This is a genomic window from Novispirillum itersonii subsp. itersonii ATCC 12639 (genome assembly GCF_000381985.1).
GTDB lineage: Bacteria > Pseudomonadota > Alphaproteobacteria > Rhodospirillales > Rhodospirillaceae > Novispirillum > Novispirillum itersonii.
In genome coordinates this window covers 1-18,052 of the sequence record NZ_KB907344.1, presented here as the reverse complement: position 1 = coordinate 18,052, position 18,052 = coordinate 1, and the positions used below count along the sequence as shown (strand labels likewise).

At 66.4% G+C, this 18,052-nt stretch carries 16 protein-coding genes and 5 tRNA genes; 7 read left to right on the top strand and 14 right to left on the bottom strand.

What is annotated here, in order from left to right:
* The first annotated feature begins 80 nt into the window (after positions 1–80).
* Positions 81–266: a hypothetical protein gene (locus G365_RS0112455; protein WP_019645857.1), complete on the top strand. Its 186-nt coding sequence runs from the start codon at positions 81–83 to the stop codon at positions 264–266.
* Between the two features lie 35 nt (positions 267–301).
* On the opposite strand, the gene G365_RS0112450 is transcribed toward G365_RS0112455, so the two are convergent.
* From G365_RS0112450 to G365_RS0112400, 10 genes are all read right to left on the bottom strand, one after another.
* Positions 302–748 (bottom strand): arsenate reductase ArsC, encoded by a 447-nt coding sequence (locus G365_RS0112450; protein ID WP_019645856.1) that lies wholly within the window; start codon positions 746–748, stop codon positions 302–304.
* Between the two features lie 5 nt (positions 749–753).
* On the bottom strand, positions 754–1,236 hold the full coding sequence (locus G365_RS0112445; protein WP_019645855.1) for a UPF0262 family protein: 483 nt from the start codon (positions 1,234–1,236) through the stop codon (positions 754–756).
* Between the two features lie 214 nt (positions 1,237–1,450).
* Entirely contained in the window at positions 1,451–2,764 is a 1,314-nt protein-coding gene (hisD, locus tag G365_RS0112440; protein WP_019645854.1) for a histidinol dehydrogenase, read from the bottom strand.
* Positions 2,761–3,450 carry an ATP phosphoribosyltransferase gene (hisG, locus tag G365_RS0112435; RefSeq protein ID WP_019645853.1) on the bottom strand — a complete coding sequence of 230 codons (690 nt, stop codon included), beginning with the start codon at positions 3,448–3,450 and terminating at the stop codon, positions 2,761–2,763. The genes hisD and hisG overlap by 4 nt, the downstream gene beginning before the upstream one ends.
* Positions 3,451–3,648: 198 nt before the next feature.
* A complete protein-coding gene (locus tag G365_RS0112430) occupies positions 3,649–3,927 on the bottom strand; it encodes a hypothetical protein (RefSeq protein WP_019645852.1) in 279 nt (92 codons plus the stop codon).
* A 387-nt stretch (positions 3,928–4,314) separates the two neighbouring features.
* Positions 4,315–7,512 carry an ABC transporter substrate-binding protein gene (locus G365_RS0112425; RefSeq protein ID WP_019645851.1) on the bottom strand — a complete coding sequence of 1,066 codons (3,198 nt, stop codon included), beginning with the start codon at positions 7,510–7,512 and terminating at the stop codon, positions 4,315–4,317.
* 106 nt (positions 7,513–7,618) lie between these two features.
* Positions 7,619–7,695: transfer RNA gene (locus G365_RS0112420), tRNA-Asp, on the bottom strand.
* A 198-nt stretch (positions 7,696–7,893) separates the two neighbouring features.
* Positions 7,894–7,970 (bottom strand) — tRNA-Asp (locus G365_RS0112415).
* A 167-nt stretch (positions 7,971–8,137) separates the two neighbouring features.
* A tRNA-Asp gene (locus G365_RS0112405) sits at positions 8,138–8,214 on the bottom strand.
* An 86-nt stretch (positions 8,215–8,300) separates the two neighbouring features.
* Positions 8,301–8,999: a type 1 glutamine amidotransferase domain-containing protein gene (locus tag G365_RS0112400; protein WP_019645850.1), complete on the bottom strand. Its 699-nt coding sequence runs from the start codon at positions 8,997–8,999 to the stop codon at positions 8,301–8,303.
* 114 nt (positions 9,000–9,113) lie between these two features.
* Between G365_RS0112400 and G365_RS0112395 the strand changes: the two genes are divergently transcribed.
* Positions 9,114–9,998 (top strand): LysR family transcriptional regulator, encoded by an 885-nt coding sequence (locus tag G365_RS0112395; RefSeq protein ID WP_019645849.1) that lies wholly within the window; start codon positions 9,114–9,116, stop codon positions 9,996–9,998.
* Positions 9,999–10,048: 50 nt separating this feature from the next.
* Here G365_RS0112395 and G365_RS0112390 read toward each other — a convergent pair.
* Together G365_RS0112390 and G365_RS0112385 are read right to left on the bottom strand one after the other, a co-directional pair.
* A tRNA-Thr gene (locus G365_RS0112390) sits at positions 10,049–10,124 on the bottom strand.
* A gap of 178 nt (positions 10,125–10,302) precedes the next feature.
* Positions 10,303–10,372, bottom strand: a tRNA-Thr gene (locus tag G365_RS0112385).
* Between the two features lie 210 nt (positions 10,373–10,582).
* Between G365_RS0112385 and G365_RS0112380 the strand changes: the two genes are divergently transcribed.
* The 3 genes from G365_RS0112380 (at position 10,583) to murA (ending at position 12,902) form a co-directional block, all read left to right on the top strand.
* Entirely contained in the window at positions 10,583–10,837 is a 255-nt protein-coding gene (locus G365_RS0112380; RefSeq protein ID WP_019645848.1) for a hypothetical protein, read from the top strand.
* 115 nt (positions 10,838–10,952) lie between these two features.
* On the top strand, positions 10,953–11,507 hold the full coding sequence (gene dcd, locus G365_RS0112375; RefSeq protein ID WP_019645847.1) for a dCTP deaminase: 555 nt from the start codon (positions 10,953–10,955) through the stop codon (positions 11,505–11,507).
* Positions 11,508–11,609: 102 nt separating this feature from the next.
* Positions 11,610–12,902, top strand: coding sequence for a UDP-N-acetylglucosamine 1-carboxyvinyltransferase (gene murA, locus G365_RS0112370; protein WP_019645846.1), 1,293 nt, complete (start codon positions 11,610–11,612; stop codon positions 12,900–12,902).
* A 98-nt stretch (positions 12,903–13,000) separates the two neighbouring features.
* Here the strand turns inward: murA and G365_RS0112365 are convergent, their stop codons facing one another.
* Complete coding sequence (locus tag G365_RS0112365; RefSeq protein WP_019645845.1) at positions 13,001–13,429, bottom strand: hypothetical protein; 429 nt, start codon at positions 13,427–13,429, stop codon at positions 13,001–13,003.
* A gap of 195 nt (positions 13,430–13,624) precedes the next feature.
* Here G365_RS0112365 and G365_RS21355 point away from each other — a divergent pair, with 195 nt between their 5' ends.
* On the top strand, positions 13,625–14,716 hold the full coding sequence (locus G365_RS21355; RefSeq protein WP_019645844.1) for a ChaN family lipoprotein: 1,092 nt from the start codon (positions 13,625–13,627) through the stop codon (positions 14,714–14,716).
* A gap of 75 nt (positions 14,717–14,791) precedes the next feature.
* Here the strand turns inward: G365_RS21355 and G365_RS0112355 are convergent, their stop codons facing one another.
* A complete protein-coding gene (locus tag G365_RS0112355) occupies positions 14,792–15,283 on the bottom strand; it encodes a c-type cytochrome (RefSeq protein WP_019645843.1) in 492 nt (163 codons plus the stop codon).
* Between the two features lie 301 nt (positions 15,284–15,584).
* On the opposite strand from G365_RS0112355, the gene glgB reads away from it, so the two are divergent.
* A complete protein-coding gene (gene glgB, locus G365_RS0112350) occupies positions 15,585–17,813 on the top strand; it encodes a 1,4-alpha-glucan branching protein GlgB (RefSeq protein ID WP_019645842.1) in 2,229 nt (742 codons plus the stop codon).
* Positions 17,814–18,052: the final 239 nt, after the last annotated feature.

Below are 18,052 nucleotides of genomic sequence, written 5' to 3'. Positions count from 1 at the left end.
TGAGATTTGCGGCAGGGGCGGTGCCGGATCCGGCGTGGCGGTGTAGCGTAAGGCTCTCTTTGCAGAAGGATCCAGCACAGATGAGCAAGACGCACCGCGTTTCTTCCCCCATTCCCCGGCAGACCGACCCGGCCCCGATGCCTGTCTCCGGGGGCCTTGCCGACGGTGAACTGTCTGACCGCGATCTGGAGGCGGTGGCCGCCGGGACATCCACCCAATGCCAGCGCGATCAGACCGGGTCTTCGATCAACGTCAAACGCCGCTGATCTCCGGTGCGGTACGGGCTGTGGTACGGGCCGTGTTACAGGCGGGGGGTGCTGACGGCGGGGAAACGGGCTTTCAGCCGCTTCATCAGTTCGTCGCGCACCTGCCGGTACCCGTCCAGCCGCATCTCCCGCGATCCTTCCAGAATCGACGGGTCGAAGGTACGCCAGAACTCCACCTCACAGGCGAAGGTGCGGGTCATTTCCACGGCCCTGTGCTGCGCTTCCGGGGACAGTGAGATCACCAGATCGAAGTTGTCGTCGTCCAGTTCCTCGAACGTCCGGGGGCGGTGGCGGGAAATGTCGATGCCGATCTCGTCCATCACTTCGATGGCAAAGCCATCGGGCTCGCCCTTGCGGACGCCGACGGAGTCAACGTAGATGCGGGTCCCGTGCAGCCATTTCAGGATTCCCGCCGCCATGACGGAGCGGATGGAATTCATGGTGCAGGCGAACAGGACGGCGGACGGCAGGCCGTTGCTCACCCCGGTTACCCGCGCAGGTGCAGGACGCAGACAAGGGTAAACAGGCGGCGGGCGGTGTCTTCATCCACCTCGATGCCATGGTCGTTCAGGCGTTCCGACAGCATGGCCGCGCCTTCGTTGTGCAGGCCGCGCCGCCCCATGTCGATCGCTTCAATCTTTGACGGCGTCGCCGAGCGGATGGCGGTGTAATAGCTTTCGCAGACCATGAAGTATTCCCGCACGATGGAGCGGAACCCCTTCAGGGACAGGAAGGTGGTGGTCAGCGGCTGGTCTTCGCGGTTGTTGACCTGCACGATCAGTTTGTCGCCATCCAGCGACAGATGCAGCGAATAGGGGCCTTTGACCCCGTCCTGCCGGACCCGGAAATAGTTTTCTTCCAGCAGGTCATAAATGGCGACGCCGCGCTCGTGCTCCACCTCGGGACGCCGCCGGACCAGAGTCCGTTCATCCAGATGGACCGCGCAAATGCTGTGTTCGGCTGCGTGCATTGTCCCCCCGCACTGTCTGCCGCCCGGCCGGGTCACGCTGTGACGCCGCCGCAACGGTGGTTTGCTTCCCCCCGGGGTCTGCTGACCCGGTCCCCCGGTCTTCCGGCGGGCCTGCGCTGTTTTAGGCGGGCGCAGGGCTTTTGTCGGTGTCCGGCACGCGCCGCGCCGGAAGAAAGCCCCGGCGGCAGGGTTGCCGCCACCGGGGCCGGAAAGATTACTTCAGCCGCAGCGCGACCGACAGGCCGTGGGCCTGCAGGCCTTCCGCCCCGGCCAGTGTGACGGCGGCGGGGCCGATCAGGGCCAGCGCCTCCGGCGTACAGCCGAGCAGTGAGGTCCGCTTCATGAAATCCAGCACCCCGAGGCCGGAGGAGAACCGGGCGGACCGGGCGGTCGGCAGCACGTGATTGGGGCCGCCGACGTAATCGCCGACCGCTTCCGGGGTGTGACGGCCAAGGAAGATGGCACCGGCATGGCGGATGCGGGCGGCCAGCGCTTCCGGGTCATCCACGGCCAGCTCAAGGTGTTCGGCGGCGATGCGGTCAGCCAGCGCCGGAGCATCGCGCAGCAGGTCTTCCACCACGATCAGGGCACCATGGGCCTGCCAGCTTTCGCGGGCGATCCCGGCCCGGGGCAGGGTCTTCAGGTGTTCTTCCACCGCAGCGGCGACAGCGGCGGCAAAGGCGGCGTCATCGGTGATCAGAATCGACTGGGCGGCGGTGTCGTGTTCGGCCTGACTCAGCAGATCCATGGCGATCCATGCCGGGTCGTTGGCGGCATCGGCAATCACCAGAATTTCTGACGGACCGGCGATCATGTCGATGCCGACGGTGCCGAACACCTGCCGCTTGGCAGCGGCGACGAAGGCATTGCCGGGGCCGACGATCTTGTCAACCGGGCGGATGGTCTCGGTGCCATAGGCCAGCGCCCCGACGGCCTGCGCGCCGCCGATGCGGTAGATTTCATCGACCCCGGCTTCCCGCGCCGCCGCCATCACCAGCGGATTGAGGATGCCATCGGGGGTCGGGACCACCATCACCAGACGGCTGACGCCCGCGACCTTGGCCGGAATCGCGTTCATCAGCACCGATGACGGATAGGCCGCGGTGCCGCCCGGAACATACAGACCGGCGGCATCCACCGCCGACCAGCGCGAGCCGAGGCGGACCCCGGCGTCGTCGGTGTAATGGAAGTCTTCCGGCATCTGGCGGCGGTGATAGGCACGGATCCGTTCCGCCGCCTGCCGCAGGGCTTCCAGCAGGGCGGGCTCGACACTGTCCGCGGCCGTGTTGATCTCCTCCGCCGTCAGGCGGATCTGACCGGCGGTCAGCGACTGGCGGTCGAAGCGGTTGGTGTATTCGGTGACGGCGGCATCACCCCGGCGGCGCACGTCGGCCAGAATGGCGGCGACGGTGGCGTTGACGTCGGGGTCATTTTCCCGCTTCTGGTTCAGCAGGTCGATAAAGGCGGCGTCAAAGCCGGGGTCGGTGGCCCGCAGGGTGACGGGGCCACGCAGGGGGGAGGCGGTCATTTCCCGGTTCCCTTCTCAATCACGGTACGGAATGTGTCGATCCAGCCGTTCAGCTCTGCCGGTCGTACCTTCAGGGCGGCGCGGTTGACGATCAGGCGGGATGACACTTCGGCGATGGTTTCCACTTCCACCAGACCGTTGGCCTTCAGGGTCGATCCGGTGGAGACCAGATCAACAATGCGGCTGCACAGCCCCAGCGTCGGGGCCAGCTCCATCGCGCCGTTCAGCTTGACGCATTCGGCCTGCACGCCCCGGGCGGCAAAGTGCTGCCGGGTGACCTCGGGGTATTTGGTGGCGATGCGCACATGGCTCCACTGGCTGGGGTCGCCGTGGGTCAGCGAGCCCCTGTCGGCCCCCTGCGCCAGTTCCGCCACCGACAGGCGGCAGCGGCCGATGCCAAGATCCAGCGGGGCATAGAGTTCGGGGTATTCGAACTCCATCAGCACATCGTTGCCGCAGACACCCAGCTGGGCCGCCCCGAAGGCGACAAAGGTGGCGACGTCAAACGACCGGACCCGGATGATGCGGATATGCGGATGGTTGGTGGCGAAGGTGAGCTGCCGGGAATCCGGATCGTCAAAGGCCGCTTCCGGCTCGATACCGGCGGCACGGATCAGGGGCATACATTCCTTCAGGATGCGGCCTTTCGGCAGCGCAATCACCAACGGGTCCGGGGTGGTGGTCATCGTAGGGGTAACGCCATCCAGATTATTAACGGACCCCGATGTTTACATGCTTCGACCCCTGCTCGCCAGAGGGAAAACCCGGTTTTGCGGCACTGCGGGGCACCGCCGTACCGGCACGGGCCGGGCGGCAGCGGGATTCCCCGGCCTGAAAAAGACAGGCCCGGCAAAAAGCCGGGCCGTTGCGCCGTGACGGGGTGTTTATTTCGCCATCAGGTATGACACGCCGAAGAACCCGGCCCCCAGGGCGATCAGGCCGACCAGCGCGGCCAGCAGCACCCCCTGCACCAGCCCCATCAGCGGGCTTTTTGACGCTTTGCGGTCCAGTCCGGCAATGGCGGCATTCAGCTTGTCGATCCGCGACTGCATGTGTGGCCGCATCGCCTTCTGCTTGTCCGGCGGAAGCCGGTTATACATTTCGTGCAGCCGCCGGATTTCGCGGAGGTTTTCTTCCTTGGTGCGCCCCTTCGGGTTGCTCATCGATACTCTGCCCTTCAAGCTCCGGCGGATCCTGTTCTCCGGCCGGGCGCTCCTTCCCCCATGTGCGGGCCGTATGGCCCGGCTGTGTTATCCGCTCCTGTCAGCGGCCCGGCATCCGCCGGAGGTCAGGGACATGACGGGCCACCGCTGTCCCTTCAACAGCTGCGGCCGGTGTCTCATCCACTCCGGTTTTTCCGCCGGTTTCCTCACATCCCCAGCAGGACCGTACCACAGGGCAACCGGTGGGCAAAGAGTCAACGGCGCCCTGCCACCCTATGGACAAAATGCACCGGACGCGGGGGGATCCCCCCTGAGGATACAGCAGAGAAGTGTTTGTACGCCCTGCGATGGCCCGCCGCCGCGATGTTCCCGCAGCGGCACCGCCCGCTAGCCGGGGGCGGCGCTGTCCGCCGCCGGGTCGGGCTCTTCTGCCGTGGTGTCCATCAGGCTGTGCAGCCGGGCATCCAGCTCGCGCAGCGAGATCGGCTTGCGCATCACCAGATCGACGTCGGCGCCCAGTCCTTCCAGATCCGCCGATCCGCGCTGCGGCTGGCCGGTCATGACAATCACGAACACCTGCGGATAGTCGTCGGCGATCCGCTCGGCCAGCTCAATCCCCGACCCTTCCGGCATGTGGATGTCAGTGACGACGATATCCACCGGCGGGATCTGCGGCCCTGCCCTGTCTGCCCCCCTGCCGATCTCGGTGCCCGCGACAGTGCCCGGCCTGTCGCCGTTGGCCTGCTCCAGCAGGGCGATCGCCGGGTGGCCGCCGTGGGCGGTGCTGACCAGCCAGCCGGAATGGCGGAGGCCATCGGCGATTTCGGTCCGGGCCAGCGGCTCGTCATCGACCACCAGAATATGGCCGTGCGGGTGGTCGCTGTCCCCGCCGGGGGCATCCGCCGTGTGGTGCAGATCGTCAGAGGTGCTGTCGTGACAGGGGGCGGGGGGAATTTCCAGCACCATGCAGGCCCCGCCAAGCTCGGGGCTGGTCAGGGCGTGCAGGTCACCCTCCATGGCCCGCAGGATGTCGCGGCTGATGGCCAGACCCAGTCCGGTGCCTTTTCCGGCGGCTTTGGTGGTGTAGAACGGCTCGAACACCTGTTCCCGGACAGACGGCGGGATGCCGGGGCCACTGTCGGCGACGCTGATGGTCAGGCCGTTGGCGGTCCGTCCGGCAAAGGCAGGCAGCGGGGCATTAACCCTGACCTGCACCCGGCGCGGGGCCCCGTCCGGGCGGTCAGAGACCGCATGCAGCGCGTTGGTCAGCAGGTTGACCAGCGCCTGCTCCACCTGCCGGGGCCGCCCGTGCCCCAGAACCGGCAGGTCGTGGCGGTCCACCTCCAGCGGGATGCCGCTGCGGCGGTATTCTTCAGCAACGGTGGCGACGGCGGCATCGACGCTGTGCCACAGATCAAAGGTGACGGTGGGCACCGGCAGGTCGGCGGTGCGTTCCCGCCGGGCGAACACCTGCATGAAGTCGATGGTATCAAACAGCCCGGCGGCGGTGGAGGAGATGATTTTCAGCCGTTCGGTCAGCTCGGCGGGGTCCAGCCGCCCCTGATCCAGCCGCAGCAGGCAGCCTTCGGCTGACAGGCGGATCACGTTCAGCGGCTGGTTGATTTCGTGGGCCAGACTGGCCGACATCTTGCCGAGCAGGGCCAGATTGGCCGAATGCTGGACCTCGGCCTCCAGCGCTTTGCGTTCGGTCAGGTCGTGGACCAGATGCACGATATAGCGGTCGCCGGTATGGGCCTCGTCGATGGTGGCGCTGGTGACAAGGGCGGGAAAGGCGACGCCATCCGGGCGGTGGGCGGTGACTTCCCGCTGTTCCGGCTGGCCGGGGTGGGCCGGGGCGGTCAGGCGGGGCAGGATGCCCAGCTCTTCCAGCCGCCGCCCGACCGCGACGCCGTCACCGATCAGAAACACCCGGCGGGCCATGGCATTCAGATAGACCAGCCGCCCGACGATATCTGTCGCCAGAATGGCCGAGCTGGCCTGATCGAGAATTCCGGCCTGAAAGCGGATGCGGTCTTCCGAGCGTTTGCGGGCGGAAATATCGCGGATCACCTGCACATAGCCGGGCACATAGCCGGGGTGGTCCTGCCCGCTGTCCGCATCAGGGTCGCGGGCGGTCACCGGTGACAGCACCCATTCCCCCCAGAACCGGCTGCCGTCGGCCCGCATCAGCCAGCCCTGCCCGGAGCTGCGTTCCGGGATCAGCCTGACCCCGGTGCTGAGGCTGGGCGGCACCAGATCCCCGCCCAGCAGATCAAGCCCGCGCACCACTTCGGCCACCGGGCGGCCCAGAACGGCGGCGCGGGAGTAGCCGAGCAGGCGGTCGGCCCCGTCGTTCCAGTTGGTGATGATGCCGTTGGCATCCATGGCGAAGATGGCGTGATCGGGGACACTGTCCAGCACCTGCCGGTAACGGTCTTCGGCCTGCGTCAGCGCAGACTGGCGTTGCAGCAGGGCGCGGCGCATCAGCCATGCCCCGGTCCCGGCGGAAAACAGCAGCACGCTGAGGATGGCGATGCCAAGGGTCAGCCCGTGGCGCAGGCGTTTGGCGCGGTCCTGCTCCAGCCGCACGGAATCGAAGGCGAAGTCTTCCAGCTCCAGCGGGCCATGCACCAGATTCAGGCGGCGCAGGGTCTCATGCACCGCCTGCCAGCGGGCCGGATTGATATCCCCCACCTTGACCAGCGGCCAGCCGGTCAGGGCCTTGACCTTGTCGATCTGGCTGCGGTTGATGGTGACGGCGCTGGCCCGCCCGAAGGCATTGGGGAACTCGTCAACCATCCGCCCGGCCACCTCGTCAGAGTGGCTGAGGGCATAGGTCCAGCCCTTGACGCTGGCCCGCATGATCCGTTCCACCAGCGCCGGGTCGCGGTCGAGCAGGGCGCGGGTGGTGAACAGGGTATCGCCGGGAAATTCGACACCATAATCGCGGGGGCGGACCTCGCGGTACGGGATGCCCCGCTCGGCCAGCGTCCACGGGGTGGACAGCACCGACCCCAGCAGGGCATCGGCGGTCTGGAAGCCGGTGAAGGCGCCGCGGTCGGTGACGGTCAGTTCATGCGGCAGAATCAGCATCGACAGGCCAAGGGCCAGCGCCTCGTGCCACTGGGCCGACAGGTCGGGTTCGTGAAAGCGCATTTCCCGCAGGCTGCGCAGGGATGTCTCCGGCAGGGCCGGGTTCAGATACAGGGCGAACGGGCTCCATTGCAGGAAGCTGTTGAGGATCACCAGATCCGCGCCCTGATCGCGGGCCACCAGAATATCAGAGGATCCGACCCCGAACTGGGCGCGCCCGCTGGCGACCGCTGTGGTGGTCGAGACGCTGCGCCCGTCGGGGGTGATGCCGGGGCGCAGTTCCACCTGCAGGCCTTCATCGGCGTAATAGCCCTGCCACAGCGCGGCATAATATCCGGCGAACTGGAACTGCGGGACGCCGCGCAGCTGGATCACCACTTTCGGCTGGGTGGTGCTGTCTTCCGTCGCGGCATGCGCCCGCAGCGGTGCGGCCAGTGTGGCCAGCAACAGGCAGGACAGGGCGGCGCGGATCAGGCGGGATATCAGCAGCATGGCGGCAGTGTAGAGGGTTTTTGCGGGGCTGGGAACCGGCGGGGAGACAGGCTGACCCCGGATGCACAAAAGCCCCGGCCTGTAGAAGCCGGGGCTTTTGAGGAAATGGCGCGAGTGACGGGGCTCGAACCCGCGACCTTCGGCGTGACAGGCCGACGCTCTAACCAACTGAGCTACACCCGCGTGGTGTGGGCGGGTTTTTAACGGCCTTACCGCTTTGACGCAAGAGGAAAAATGCAGAAAGGTCAAAAAAACGTCACGGCGGCGGCGAATGCCAAATCCCGGTGAAGAAAACGCACCGGGATTGAGCGGAAGGGTTTTCCGGGCCGGAAAAAGCAAAACGCCGGTCACGGGGACCGGCGTTTTTGATTTCTCGGATGATGGCGCGAGTGACGGGGCTCGAACCCGCGACCTTCGGCGTGACAGGCCGACGCTCTAACCAACTGAGCTACACCCGCATCCGAGGAGGCGGTTTATAGTCGCCCCGTCCGGGTCTGGCAAGCACAAAATGCAGATGCGGGAAAAGAAAATCCGGGGCCGGAAAAATCTTCAGAATCAGAGAGATGAGGGCCGGAAAAAGCAAAACGCCGGTCACGGGGACCGGCGTTTTTGATTTCTCGGATGATGGCGCGAGTGACGGGGCTCGAACCCGCGACCTTCGGCGTGACAGGCCGACGCTCTAACCAACTGAGCTACACCCGCATCCGAGGAGGCGGTTTATAGTCGCCTCATCCGGGGCTGGCAAGCACAAAATGCAAGGGGGCGGAAAATTGTTGCGGGCCGGGGGATCAGCCGCCGGTCTTCAGCGCCGCGATCACCAGATCAGCCACCGGCCCGGCCGAGGCCGGATTCTGGCCGGTGATCAGCCGCCCGTCCTGCACGGCAAAGGGGGCAAAGTCCGGGCCGCATTCATAGTGCGCCCCCAGATCCCGCAGGCGGCTTTCCAGCAGGAACGGCACCGCCCGGTCCAGTCCGACGGCCCGTTCTTCGCTGTCGGTGAAACCGGCAACCCGGCGCCCGGCGACCACCGGGGTGCCATCGGCCCGGCGGGCGGCGACCAGACCGGCGGGGCCGTGGCAGACGGCGGCGACGATCTTGCCGGCGGCATCAAAGTCCGCCACCAGACGGGCCAGACTGTCGCTGAGCGGATAGTCAAACATGGTGCCGTGCCCGCCGGGCAGGAACAGCCCGTCGTAGTCTGTCAGGGAAAGGGTGTCGAAGCGCGGTGTGGTGGCAACGGCAGCCTGCGCCGCACTGTCGGTCAGGTAGCGTTCGACAGAGGCGTCATTTTCGCCCGCCGGGGCCAGACTGCGCGGATCAACCGGGACCGGACCGCCGGCGACCGAAGCAAGGGTCACGTCCAGACCGGCATCACGGAACAGGTAGTATGGGGTGGTCAGCTCTTCCAGCCACAGGCCGGTTGGCTCGGCAGAAGGGCCCATCGTAGCGGCGGAGGTGGTGACAATCAGCAGGCGGGGGGTGGTCATGGCGGGGTCTCCTGTCGGGGTATCGGGGTGTGCAGGCACTGTGACAGGGATCTTCCATAACGGCATCAAAGGCGATATCGGAGATACTATAAAATATTTTATGGGGTGATGCCGATGTCCCTGACCCAGCTCCGGACCTTTGTCGAGGTGTATCGCTGCCGGTCTTTGAGTGAGGCGGCGCGGGCGCTGGGGCTGACCCAGCCTGCGGTCTCGCAGCATGTGGCATCGCTGGAAGCACAGCTCGGGCGGCGGCTGTTCGAGCGGTCGGTGCGGGGGGTTGCCCCGACGGCGGTTGCCGATGATCTGGCCGCCGGGTTGGGGCGGTCCCTCGATCAGGCGGTGGCGGCGCTGGCCGAGGCGCGGGCGCGGTCTGCCCGTCTGTCGGGGGTGGTGCATATCGCGGCCCCGGCGGATCTGATGGCGGAAGGGATTGCCCCGCTGCTGTCGCCCCTGATCGCAGCCGGGCTGGATCTGCGGCTGCATGTCGGCGGGCGGGATGATCTGTATGGCTGGCTGCGGGATGGACAGGCGGATCTGGCCGTGACGGCGTCGCGGCCAACGGACCCCCGGCTGGACTGTCAGGAGGTCGGCGGAGAGATGCTGCTGGCGGTGGCGGCACCGGGGCTGGCGGAGCGGGCGGCAGTGGGGGCTGGGCCGGGGGCGCTGCCACACGTCGCTTATGATCTTGATCGTCCGCTGGTACGGGCATGGCTGGATGCGAACGGCCTGCCGCCGCTGTCAGTGCTGCCGGTGGCGACGGCACCGGATCTGCGGGTCCTGCGGGCGTTGATCCGCTGCGGCGTCGGCTGGTCCGTGCTGCCGGACTACCTGTGCCGGGACGATCTGGCTGCGGGGCAGATGGTGGAGCTTCCGGCCCCGGTGCGGCGCCCGCGCAATGCTTTCTTTCTGGTGTGGCCGCAGGCTGCCCTGCGCCATCCGCGTCTTGCCTTTGCCCGGCAGGAGCTGCTGCGCATTTTGCCGGGCCGGTTCGCGGCCTGAGGGCGAAAACAAAAAACCCTCCACGGTCAGACCGGGAGGGGCGGGGGAAATGGTGCTGCCGAATGGATTCGAACCATCGACCTCTCCCTTACCAAGGGAGTGCTCTACCGACTGAGCTACGGCAGCAAACCGTTTCGTTCTGCGGCGTGGCGTCCGTTGCCGGGGTGCCTCGCTGCGAGGGCGGCTTTATGGCACAGGGGATCGGATCTGAAAAGAGAAAAATGCAGTTAGCCTGAAAAAAGTTGCCGACAGCCGCCTGACCCGATCCTGCCCTTCGGCAGGTCCCGCCGGTTTTTGAGTTTTTTGGTGCCGAATGGATTCGAACCATCGACCTCTCCCTTACCAAGGGAGTGCTCTACCGACTGAGCTACGGCAGCATCCGTGTGGTGTTTTTCGGTCAGGTAAGTGACTGAATTTTCACCGCAAAACCCGGTGTCAGGCCGTTAGGGCCGTCGCGGGGTGGCGGGTTTATGGCACAGGGTTCCGGGGGATGCAAGGGTTTCTTTTCGGGGCATGAAAAACTTCTGCAAAAAGGCGTGTGCTCGCCGTTGACGGCGGGGCTGTGGCTTGCGACAGTGCGCCCTATGAGCGACGACACCACTCTTCCGCCGTCCGCCGCCAAAGGCGCGGGCAACACCCGTCTCAGCCCCGCCGGTCAGGCGCGGGTGCAGGACCGTCATGCGGCTATGGCCGCTGCCCTGCGGGCCAATCTGCTGCGCCGCAAGCAGCAGCTGCGGGGCCGTCAGGATGAGGCTGCCGAGGCCGCCGGTGTAACGGATGGTCTTCCGGTGGACGTTCCTGTTACAGGGGGGCGTGACGGGGACGGGGAGACCGGCTGACGGTCCGCCGTCAGGTTTCGTCTCTTTCCTCAGGTCCGTCAGACCCCCGGTGCAGGTCCCCTGCCGCCGCCGCAACCGTTTTTAAGACCCCGAACCGTAAACTCTGGAGACACCGATGTCCGTCATGCCTGACAGCTGGATCCGCGAAATGGCCCGGACCAAGGGAATGATCGAGCCCTTTACCGACCGGCTGGAACGGGACGGCGTGATCTCTTACGGGGTGTCGTCCTATGGCTACGATGCCCGGGTGGCCGACGAATTCAAGATCTTCACCAATGTTGATTCGGCGGTGGTTGATCCGAAGGAATTTTCGGACAAAAGCTTCGTCAACCGCCAGACCGATGTCTGTGTGATCCCCCCCAACAGCTTCGCGCTGGCCCGTACGGTGGAATACTTCCGGATTCCGCGGGATACGCTGGTGATCTGTCTGGGCAAGTCCACCTATGCCCGCTGCGGCATCATCGTCAATGTCACCCCGCTGGAGCCGGAATGGGAAGGCCATGTGACGCTGGAGTTTTCCAACACCACGCCGCTGCCCGCCAAGATCTATGCCAACGAAGGGGCCTGTCAGTTCATCTTCCTGAAGGCTGACCGGGAATGTGACGTCTCTTACGGTGACCGGTCCGGCAAATACATGGGTCAGCGCGGCGTCACCCTGCCGCGCCTGTAACCGGCCTGTTTCCCCCGGCGGCGTCCCACACGCGCCGCCGGTTTTTCCCCTGCTTTCTGCGCCTTCCCCCAAACAAGAACACACATCGGGATATCCTGCTCCATGGACCGGATTCGTATTGTCGGTGGCCACCCCCTGCGCGGCACCATTGCCATCGGCGGGGCCAAGAATGCCGCCCTGCCGCTGATGACGGCAGCCCTGCTGACCGAAGAAACCCTGCGGCTGACCAACCTGCCGCATCTGGCCGACATCATCACCATGGCCAACCTGCTGGCCCAGCATGGTGTCGAGCTGAACCTGAACGGTGAGGCCACCGCCGCCAGTGGCCGGGTGCTGGACCTGAACGCCGCCAACATCACCAATCTGACCGCCCCGTATGATGTGGTGCGCAAGATGCGCGCCAGTGTGCTGGTGCTGGGCCCGCTGCTGGCGCGTTACGGCTCCTGCCGGGTGTCTCTGCCCGGCGGCTGTGCGATCGGCACCCGCCCGGTGGATCTGCACCTGAAGGCGATGGAAGCCCTGGGGGCGGAAATCACCCTTGAGGAAGGCTACATCAACGCCAAAATCAAGGACGGGCTGAATGGCCGCCTGAAGGGCGGGACCATCATTTTCCCGATGGTGACGGTCGGCGGGACGGAAAATGCCCTGATGGCGGCGGCGCTGGCCGATGGGGTGACCACCATCGTCAACGCGGCGCAGGAGCCGGAAATCAGCGATCTGGCCCAGTGCCTGATCGCGATGGGCGCGCAGATCACCGGCATCGGCACCAACTGCCTGAAGGTGACCGGGGTGGAGCGGCTGCACGGGGCGGAATATTCCGTGGTGCCTGACCGCATCGAGACCGGCACCTACGCGATTGCCGCCGCGATCACCCGTGGCGATGTGGAGCTGACCGGCGTCCGCCCCGATACCATGACCGCCGTGCTGAAGACCCTGACCGAAACCGGGGTTGAGGTCATCGAAGGGGAAAACACCATCCGCATCAAGGCTGACGGCGCCGAGATCCGGGGGATTGACGTGATGACGGAGCCGCACCCCGGCTTCCCCACCGACATGCAGGCGCAGTTCATGGCGCTGATGGCCACCGCCAACGGGGCGTCGATGATCACCGAGACCATCTTTGAAAACCGCTTCATGCATGTGCCGGAGCTGACCCGGATGGGGGCACGGATCAACGTACACGGATCGTCGGCGATCGTGCGTGGCATGCCGCGCCTGTCCGGGGCCCCGGTGATGGCAACCGACCTGCGGGCTTCGGTCTCGCTGGTGCTGGCCGGTCTGGCCGCGCATGGGGAAACCATCGTCAACCGCATCTACCACCTCGACCGTGGCTATGAGCGGCTGGAAGAGAAACTGGCGGCCTGCGGCGCGCATATCGAGCGGCTGCGCGGCTGATCGGGCTTTTTCCGGTCTGTGGGGATACAAAAAAAGCCGGACCATCCTGCGGGGTGGTCCGGCTTTTTGCCGTCTGAGCGGGCAATCGTGGGGGCAGATCAGCCGGGCACGCCGAGATGGCGCAGAATCAGGCTGCGGACCTCGCCGATCTTGCCGAAAATGTCATCGCCCCGGCGGCGCAGGTCAACCAGTGCGGCAGGCACCACCGGGCCGTAGGATTCCGGCTCGCCGCTGTTGCGCACGGTTTCGCCGTACAGTTCTTCCAGCTGGGTGGCCGGATCTTCGATTTCGTCGGCCTGTCCGCTCTGCAGGGCCTTGTACATCAGCAGGACCGACATGGCGGCGGTGCCCTGACTGGTCAGCTTGGACAGGTCGCGGGCGGCAACCATCCGTGCCTCGGCAGGCAGGTCGGCGGTGATGGCGTGCATCCGGCCAGACCCGATCAGCGTGCGGGCATCTTCCAGCAGCGTCAGCAGCGTCGTAAACAGGGTGTCGACGAAAGCGGTCTCGGTGGCTGACGGGGACATGGCAGGCATTCCTGATCGGTTAGGCGGCACTGCTGGCGGTCCCGACAGTGTGCGGTGCATTATACCGGCAGGACCCCGGCGACGGAAGGGTGATCTCCCTGCGGCCGCCCCATTCGGGATGACGGCAGGGAGTGGAAATGATATTGGGAATGAATCGCATATTTGAATTTGCGGACTTTCTGAAAGGATCTGCCCGTGCTGAAGACATCCTCTGACGGTAACGGTTTGCCCGCTGTCAGCCGCCGCAATGTGTTGCGGGGGCTGCTGGGGGCCGGGGCGGTGGCGGGCCTGACGCCGGTGCTGGCCGGATGCGTCGGGCAGACCCCGCAGCAGACCGCCGGGCAGGCGGTGCCACCGCTGCCGGAGCTGACAGCCCCCCTGCGGCGGGATCATCCGCTGGTCGGGCGCCTGTGGCTGACGGCAGAGCGGCGGGAGATTACGCCGCAGGATCTGGCCCGGCGCCTGCTGGCGGCGCGCTGGTGCCTGTTGGGGGAAACCCATGATAATCCCGATCATCACCGTTTGCAGGCGTGGTGTCTGGCCGCCCTGCACGATGGCTGCCGCCGGGCAGGGCGGCCCCTGCCGGGGGTGGCGTGGGAGATGATCGACGAGTCGCAGGCCCCGGCGCTGGCGGCAGCGCTGGAGGCCGCTGCCGCCGGGCGTCTGGATGCGGCCGGATTTGGACCGGCGCTGGGGTGGGATCAGACCGGCTGGCCGGACTGGGCGATGTATCAGCCGGTTGCCGGGGTTGCGCTGGCTGCCGGGCTGCCGATGGTGGCGGGCGGCCTGTCCAAGGCGGTGACCCGCCGGATTGCCCGGGAGGGGGCGGCAGCGGTCTGGACCCCGGAACAGATCCGGGCGCTGGCCCTGACCGATCCGTTGCCTCCGGCGGCGGTGGACGGGCAGACGGCGGAGCTGAAAACCGGGCATTGCGGGCTGATGCCCGAGGCAATGCTGGCCCCGATGCTGTCAATCCAGACCGCGAAGGATGCGGTGATGGCGCAGGCGATGGCCGAGGCGTCCCGCCGTGCGGGTGGGGGTGCCGGGGTGCTGATCGCCGGGTCCGGCCATGCCCGGCGGGATCTGGGGGTGCCGCTGCATCTGCCCCGGCAGGGCCTGACCGGGGCGGCGCTGGTGGTGACGGGGATCGAGGTGCAGGCCGGCGGGACCGATCCGGCAGGGTACGAGCTGGCGGATCCGGCCCGGGCCGATGTGGTGTGGTTTACCGGGGCGGCGGAGCGGGAGGACCCCTGCGCGGCGCTGAAGGCCCGGACGGGCGGCGGTTAAGGCCGCCCCCCCAAAAGCAAACGGCCACCAGCGGGGGCTGGTGGCCGGTGCGGATCCCGGAAAGGGGCGGACCCTTTACTTCAGGGAATGCAGGTAAGCGATGACGTCAAGACGCTGCTGCTTATCCTTGATCCCGGCGAAGGCCATCTTCGACCCGGCGATGAATTCCTTCGGGTTGGTCAGCCAGTGATCCAGATTTTCGTCGGTCCACTCGCCGCCGTGACCGGCGACGGCGTCGGAATACTTGAAGCCGCTCAGATGAGCAATCTTGGCACCGGCAACACCGAACAGGTTCGGGCCGACCTTATTGGCGCCACCCTGTTCGAAGGTGTGGCACGAGGCGCAGGCCTTGGCGACCTTCTTGCCCAGCTCGGCATCGCCCGGGCGCAGCTCGGCGCTGGCCTGCGTGGCGGCGGCTTTCGGCGCGGCGGCCAGCTTCGGACGGGCTTCCGGCGGAATATCAGCCGGGGCCGCAGCCTTGTACACGGCGGAGCCATACACGTTGACCACCACCACCAGAACGGCAGCCACGATCACCGCCGCGGCCAGCTTGAAGAGCGTCTGCATCCCAACCTCTCTCGACTCATCCCGTGCCCGGCCAGCACCCGCTTCTCTTCAGGGTACCGGCAGGGACACTGGAATTACACAGAAACAGCGGTGTCGCGCTAGGGTCATTCTGCGCTGAAGCCACATTTTTTATCCGAATATGCGGTGGCGGGGGACCGTGCCTTTAAAAAATCCCTTTACCTTGCCGCAGGATACCCCGACAACCGTAGGCGCGCCGTGGTCTTCCCGACCGGGGAGGATCCGGTGCCGACCACCTGCTGACCCGCCCCTGACACACCGTTTAACGGATGGAAGTAGCCGCATGAAGCGTCATGGTGCCCGTGCCCAGACCCGTGGAATTCCGGGGGGACTGGCCGACTCGATTCTTTCCGGCGATCTGCACGATCCCTTTGCCGTGCTGGGCCCGCACTTTGACCGGGACGCGCAGGAAACGGTGATCCGGGTGTTCCGCCCCGGTGCCGATGCGGTGGCGGTGATTGATCCGGCCAGCGGGGCCCTGCTGGGGGCGCTGGACCGTGGCCCCGGCGACGGTCTGTTCATCGGCACTTTTCCCCGCCTCAGGCCGCCCTATGACTACCGCCTGCGGGTGCTGTACGGCGAAACGGCGGTGGAGCAGGAAGACGCCTACCGCTTCGGCCCGTGGCTGGGCGAACTCGACTGCCATCTGCTGGGCGAGGGCACCCACCTGACGCCGTGGACCCGGCTGGGGGCTCATCCGGTGACGGTCGAGGGGGTTGACGGCACGGTGTTTGCCGTCTGGGCCCCCAACGCCCGCCGGGTGTCGGTGGTCGGGGACTTTAACGGCTGGGATGGCCGGGTGCACCCGATGCGCCTGCACCCCGGCTGCGGCATCTGGGAAGTGTTTGTCCCCGGTGTCGGCCCCGGTGCCCTGTATAAGTACGAGCTGAAGGCCCGTGACGGCCAGGTGCTGCCGCTGAAGAGCGACCCTTACGCCCTTTATGCGGAAAAGCGCCCGGCGACGGCCTCGATCGTGCATGGCCTCCGGCCGTTTGACTGGCAGGACGGCGCGTGGATGGATGTCCGCCGCCGCGACGGCCACCGTCTGGACGGCGCGGTCAGCATTTATGAACTGCATGCCGGGTCGTGGAAACGGGTGCCGGAAGAGGGTAACCGCTTTCTGACCTGGGCGGAGCTGGCGGACCAGCTGGTGCCCTACGTGCGGGATCTCGGCTTCACCCATATCGAGCTGCTGCCGGTGCATGAGCATCCGTTCGACGGGTCGTGGGGTTATCAGCCGGGCAGCCTGTTTGCCCCGACCAGCCGCTATGGCACGCCGGAGGAGTTCAAGGCCTTTATCGATGCCTGCCACCGGGCCGGGCTGGGGGTGATCATTGACTGGGTGCCGGGGCATTTCCCCACCGATGCCCATGCGCTCGGCTGGTTTGACGGCACCCATCTGTACGAGCACTCTGACCCGCGTCAGGGCCGCCATATGGACTGGGGGACCCTGATCTACAATTTCGGCCGCACCGAGGTGCAGCATTACCTGATTGCCAACGCCCTGTACTGGTGCCGGGAATTCCATATCGACGGGCTGCGCGTCGATGCGGTGGCATCGATGCTGTATCTGGACTATTCCCGCAAAGCCGGGGAATGGGTGCCGAACCGCCATGGCGGCAACGAGAACCTTGAGGCCATCGCTTTTCTGCGGCGCCTGAACGAGGTGGTGTTTGCCCACGGCGACGGCGCAACCACGATGGCGGAGGAATCCACCGCCTGGCCGATGGTCAGCCGCCCGACCAGCGTCGGCGGGCTGGGCTTTGGCTATAAGTGGAACATGGGGTGGATGCACGACACCCTTGATTACTTCAAGAAAGATCCGGTGCATCGCCGCTGGCACCATAACCAGCTGACCTTCGGGCTGATGTATGCCTTTTCGGAAAACTTTGTGCTGCCGCTGAGCCACGATGAGGTGGTGCATGGCAAGAGCAGCCTGTTTGGCCGGATGAACGGTGACCGCTGGCAGAAGTTTGCCAATCTGCGGGCGATGTACGCGATGATGTGGGCGCATCCGGGCAAAAAGCTGCTGTTCATGGGCGGCGAATTTGCGCAGGTGCGGGAATGGAACCACGATGCCAGTCTGGACTGGCATCTGCTGGAAGACCCGCTGCACCGGGGCGTGCATGGCTGCCTGCGGGCCCTGAATGCGGTCTACCGCCAGCATTCGGCCCTGCATCAGCAGGATTTCGGGCCGCAGGGGTTTGACTGGGTTGACTGTCAGGATGCGGATAATTCCGTTCTCAGCTGGCTGCGCTGGTCGGCGGACGGGACCCCGCTGCTGACGGTGTGTAACCTGACGCCGGTTGTGCGCCGCCAGTACCGGATCGGCGTGCCGTCCGGCGGGCGGTGGTCTGAGGTGCTGAACACCGATTCCCACTGGTTTGGCGGCAGCGGGCAGGGCAATGACGGGGGGGTGACGGCGGATGCGGTCTCCTGCCACGGCCGCCCGGCCAGTCTGGCCCTGACGCTGCCGCCGCTGGCGGTGCTGTACCTGACGCCGGAGGGGTGAGGCCCGGCGCGACCATTCGCGCGTGAGGCAAGCGGGCGGACGCCCGCGCCCGCCGCTGCCGGGCTGACTGGGCCATTGAGGCCCCGTGCCCGCGTGGGCACGTAAGCCAAGGGCGCGGACGCGCCCGCCCGCCGCCTGAGGGACTAAAGAAAAAGCGGAAGCCCGGCTGTGCCGGGCTGACTGGGCCATTGAGGCCCCGTGCCCGCGTGGGCACGTAAGCCAAGGGCGCGGACGCGCCC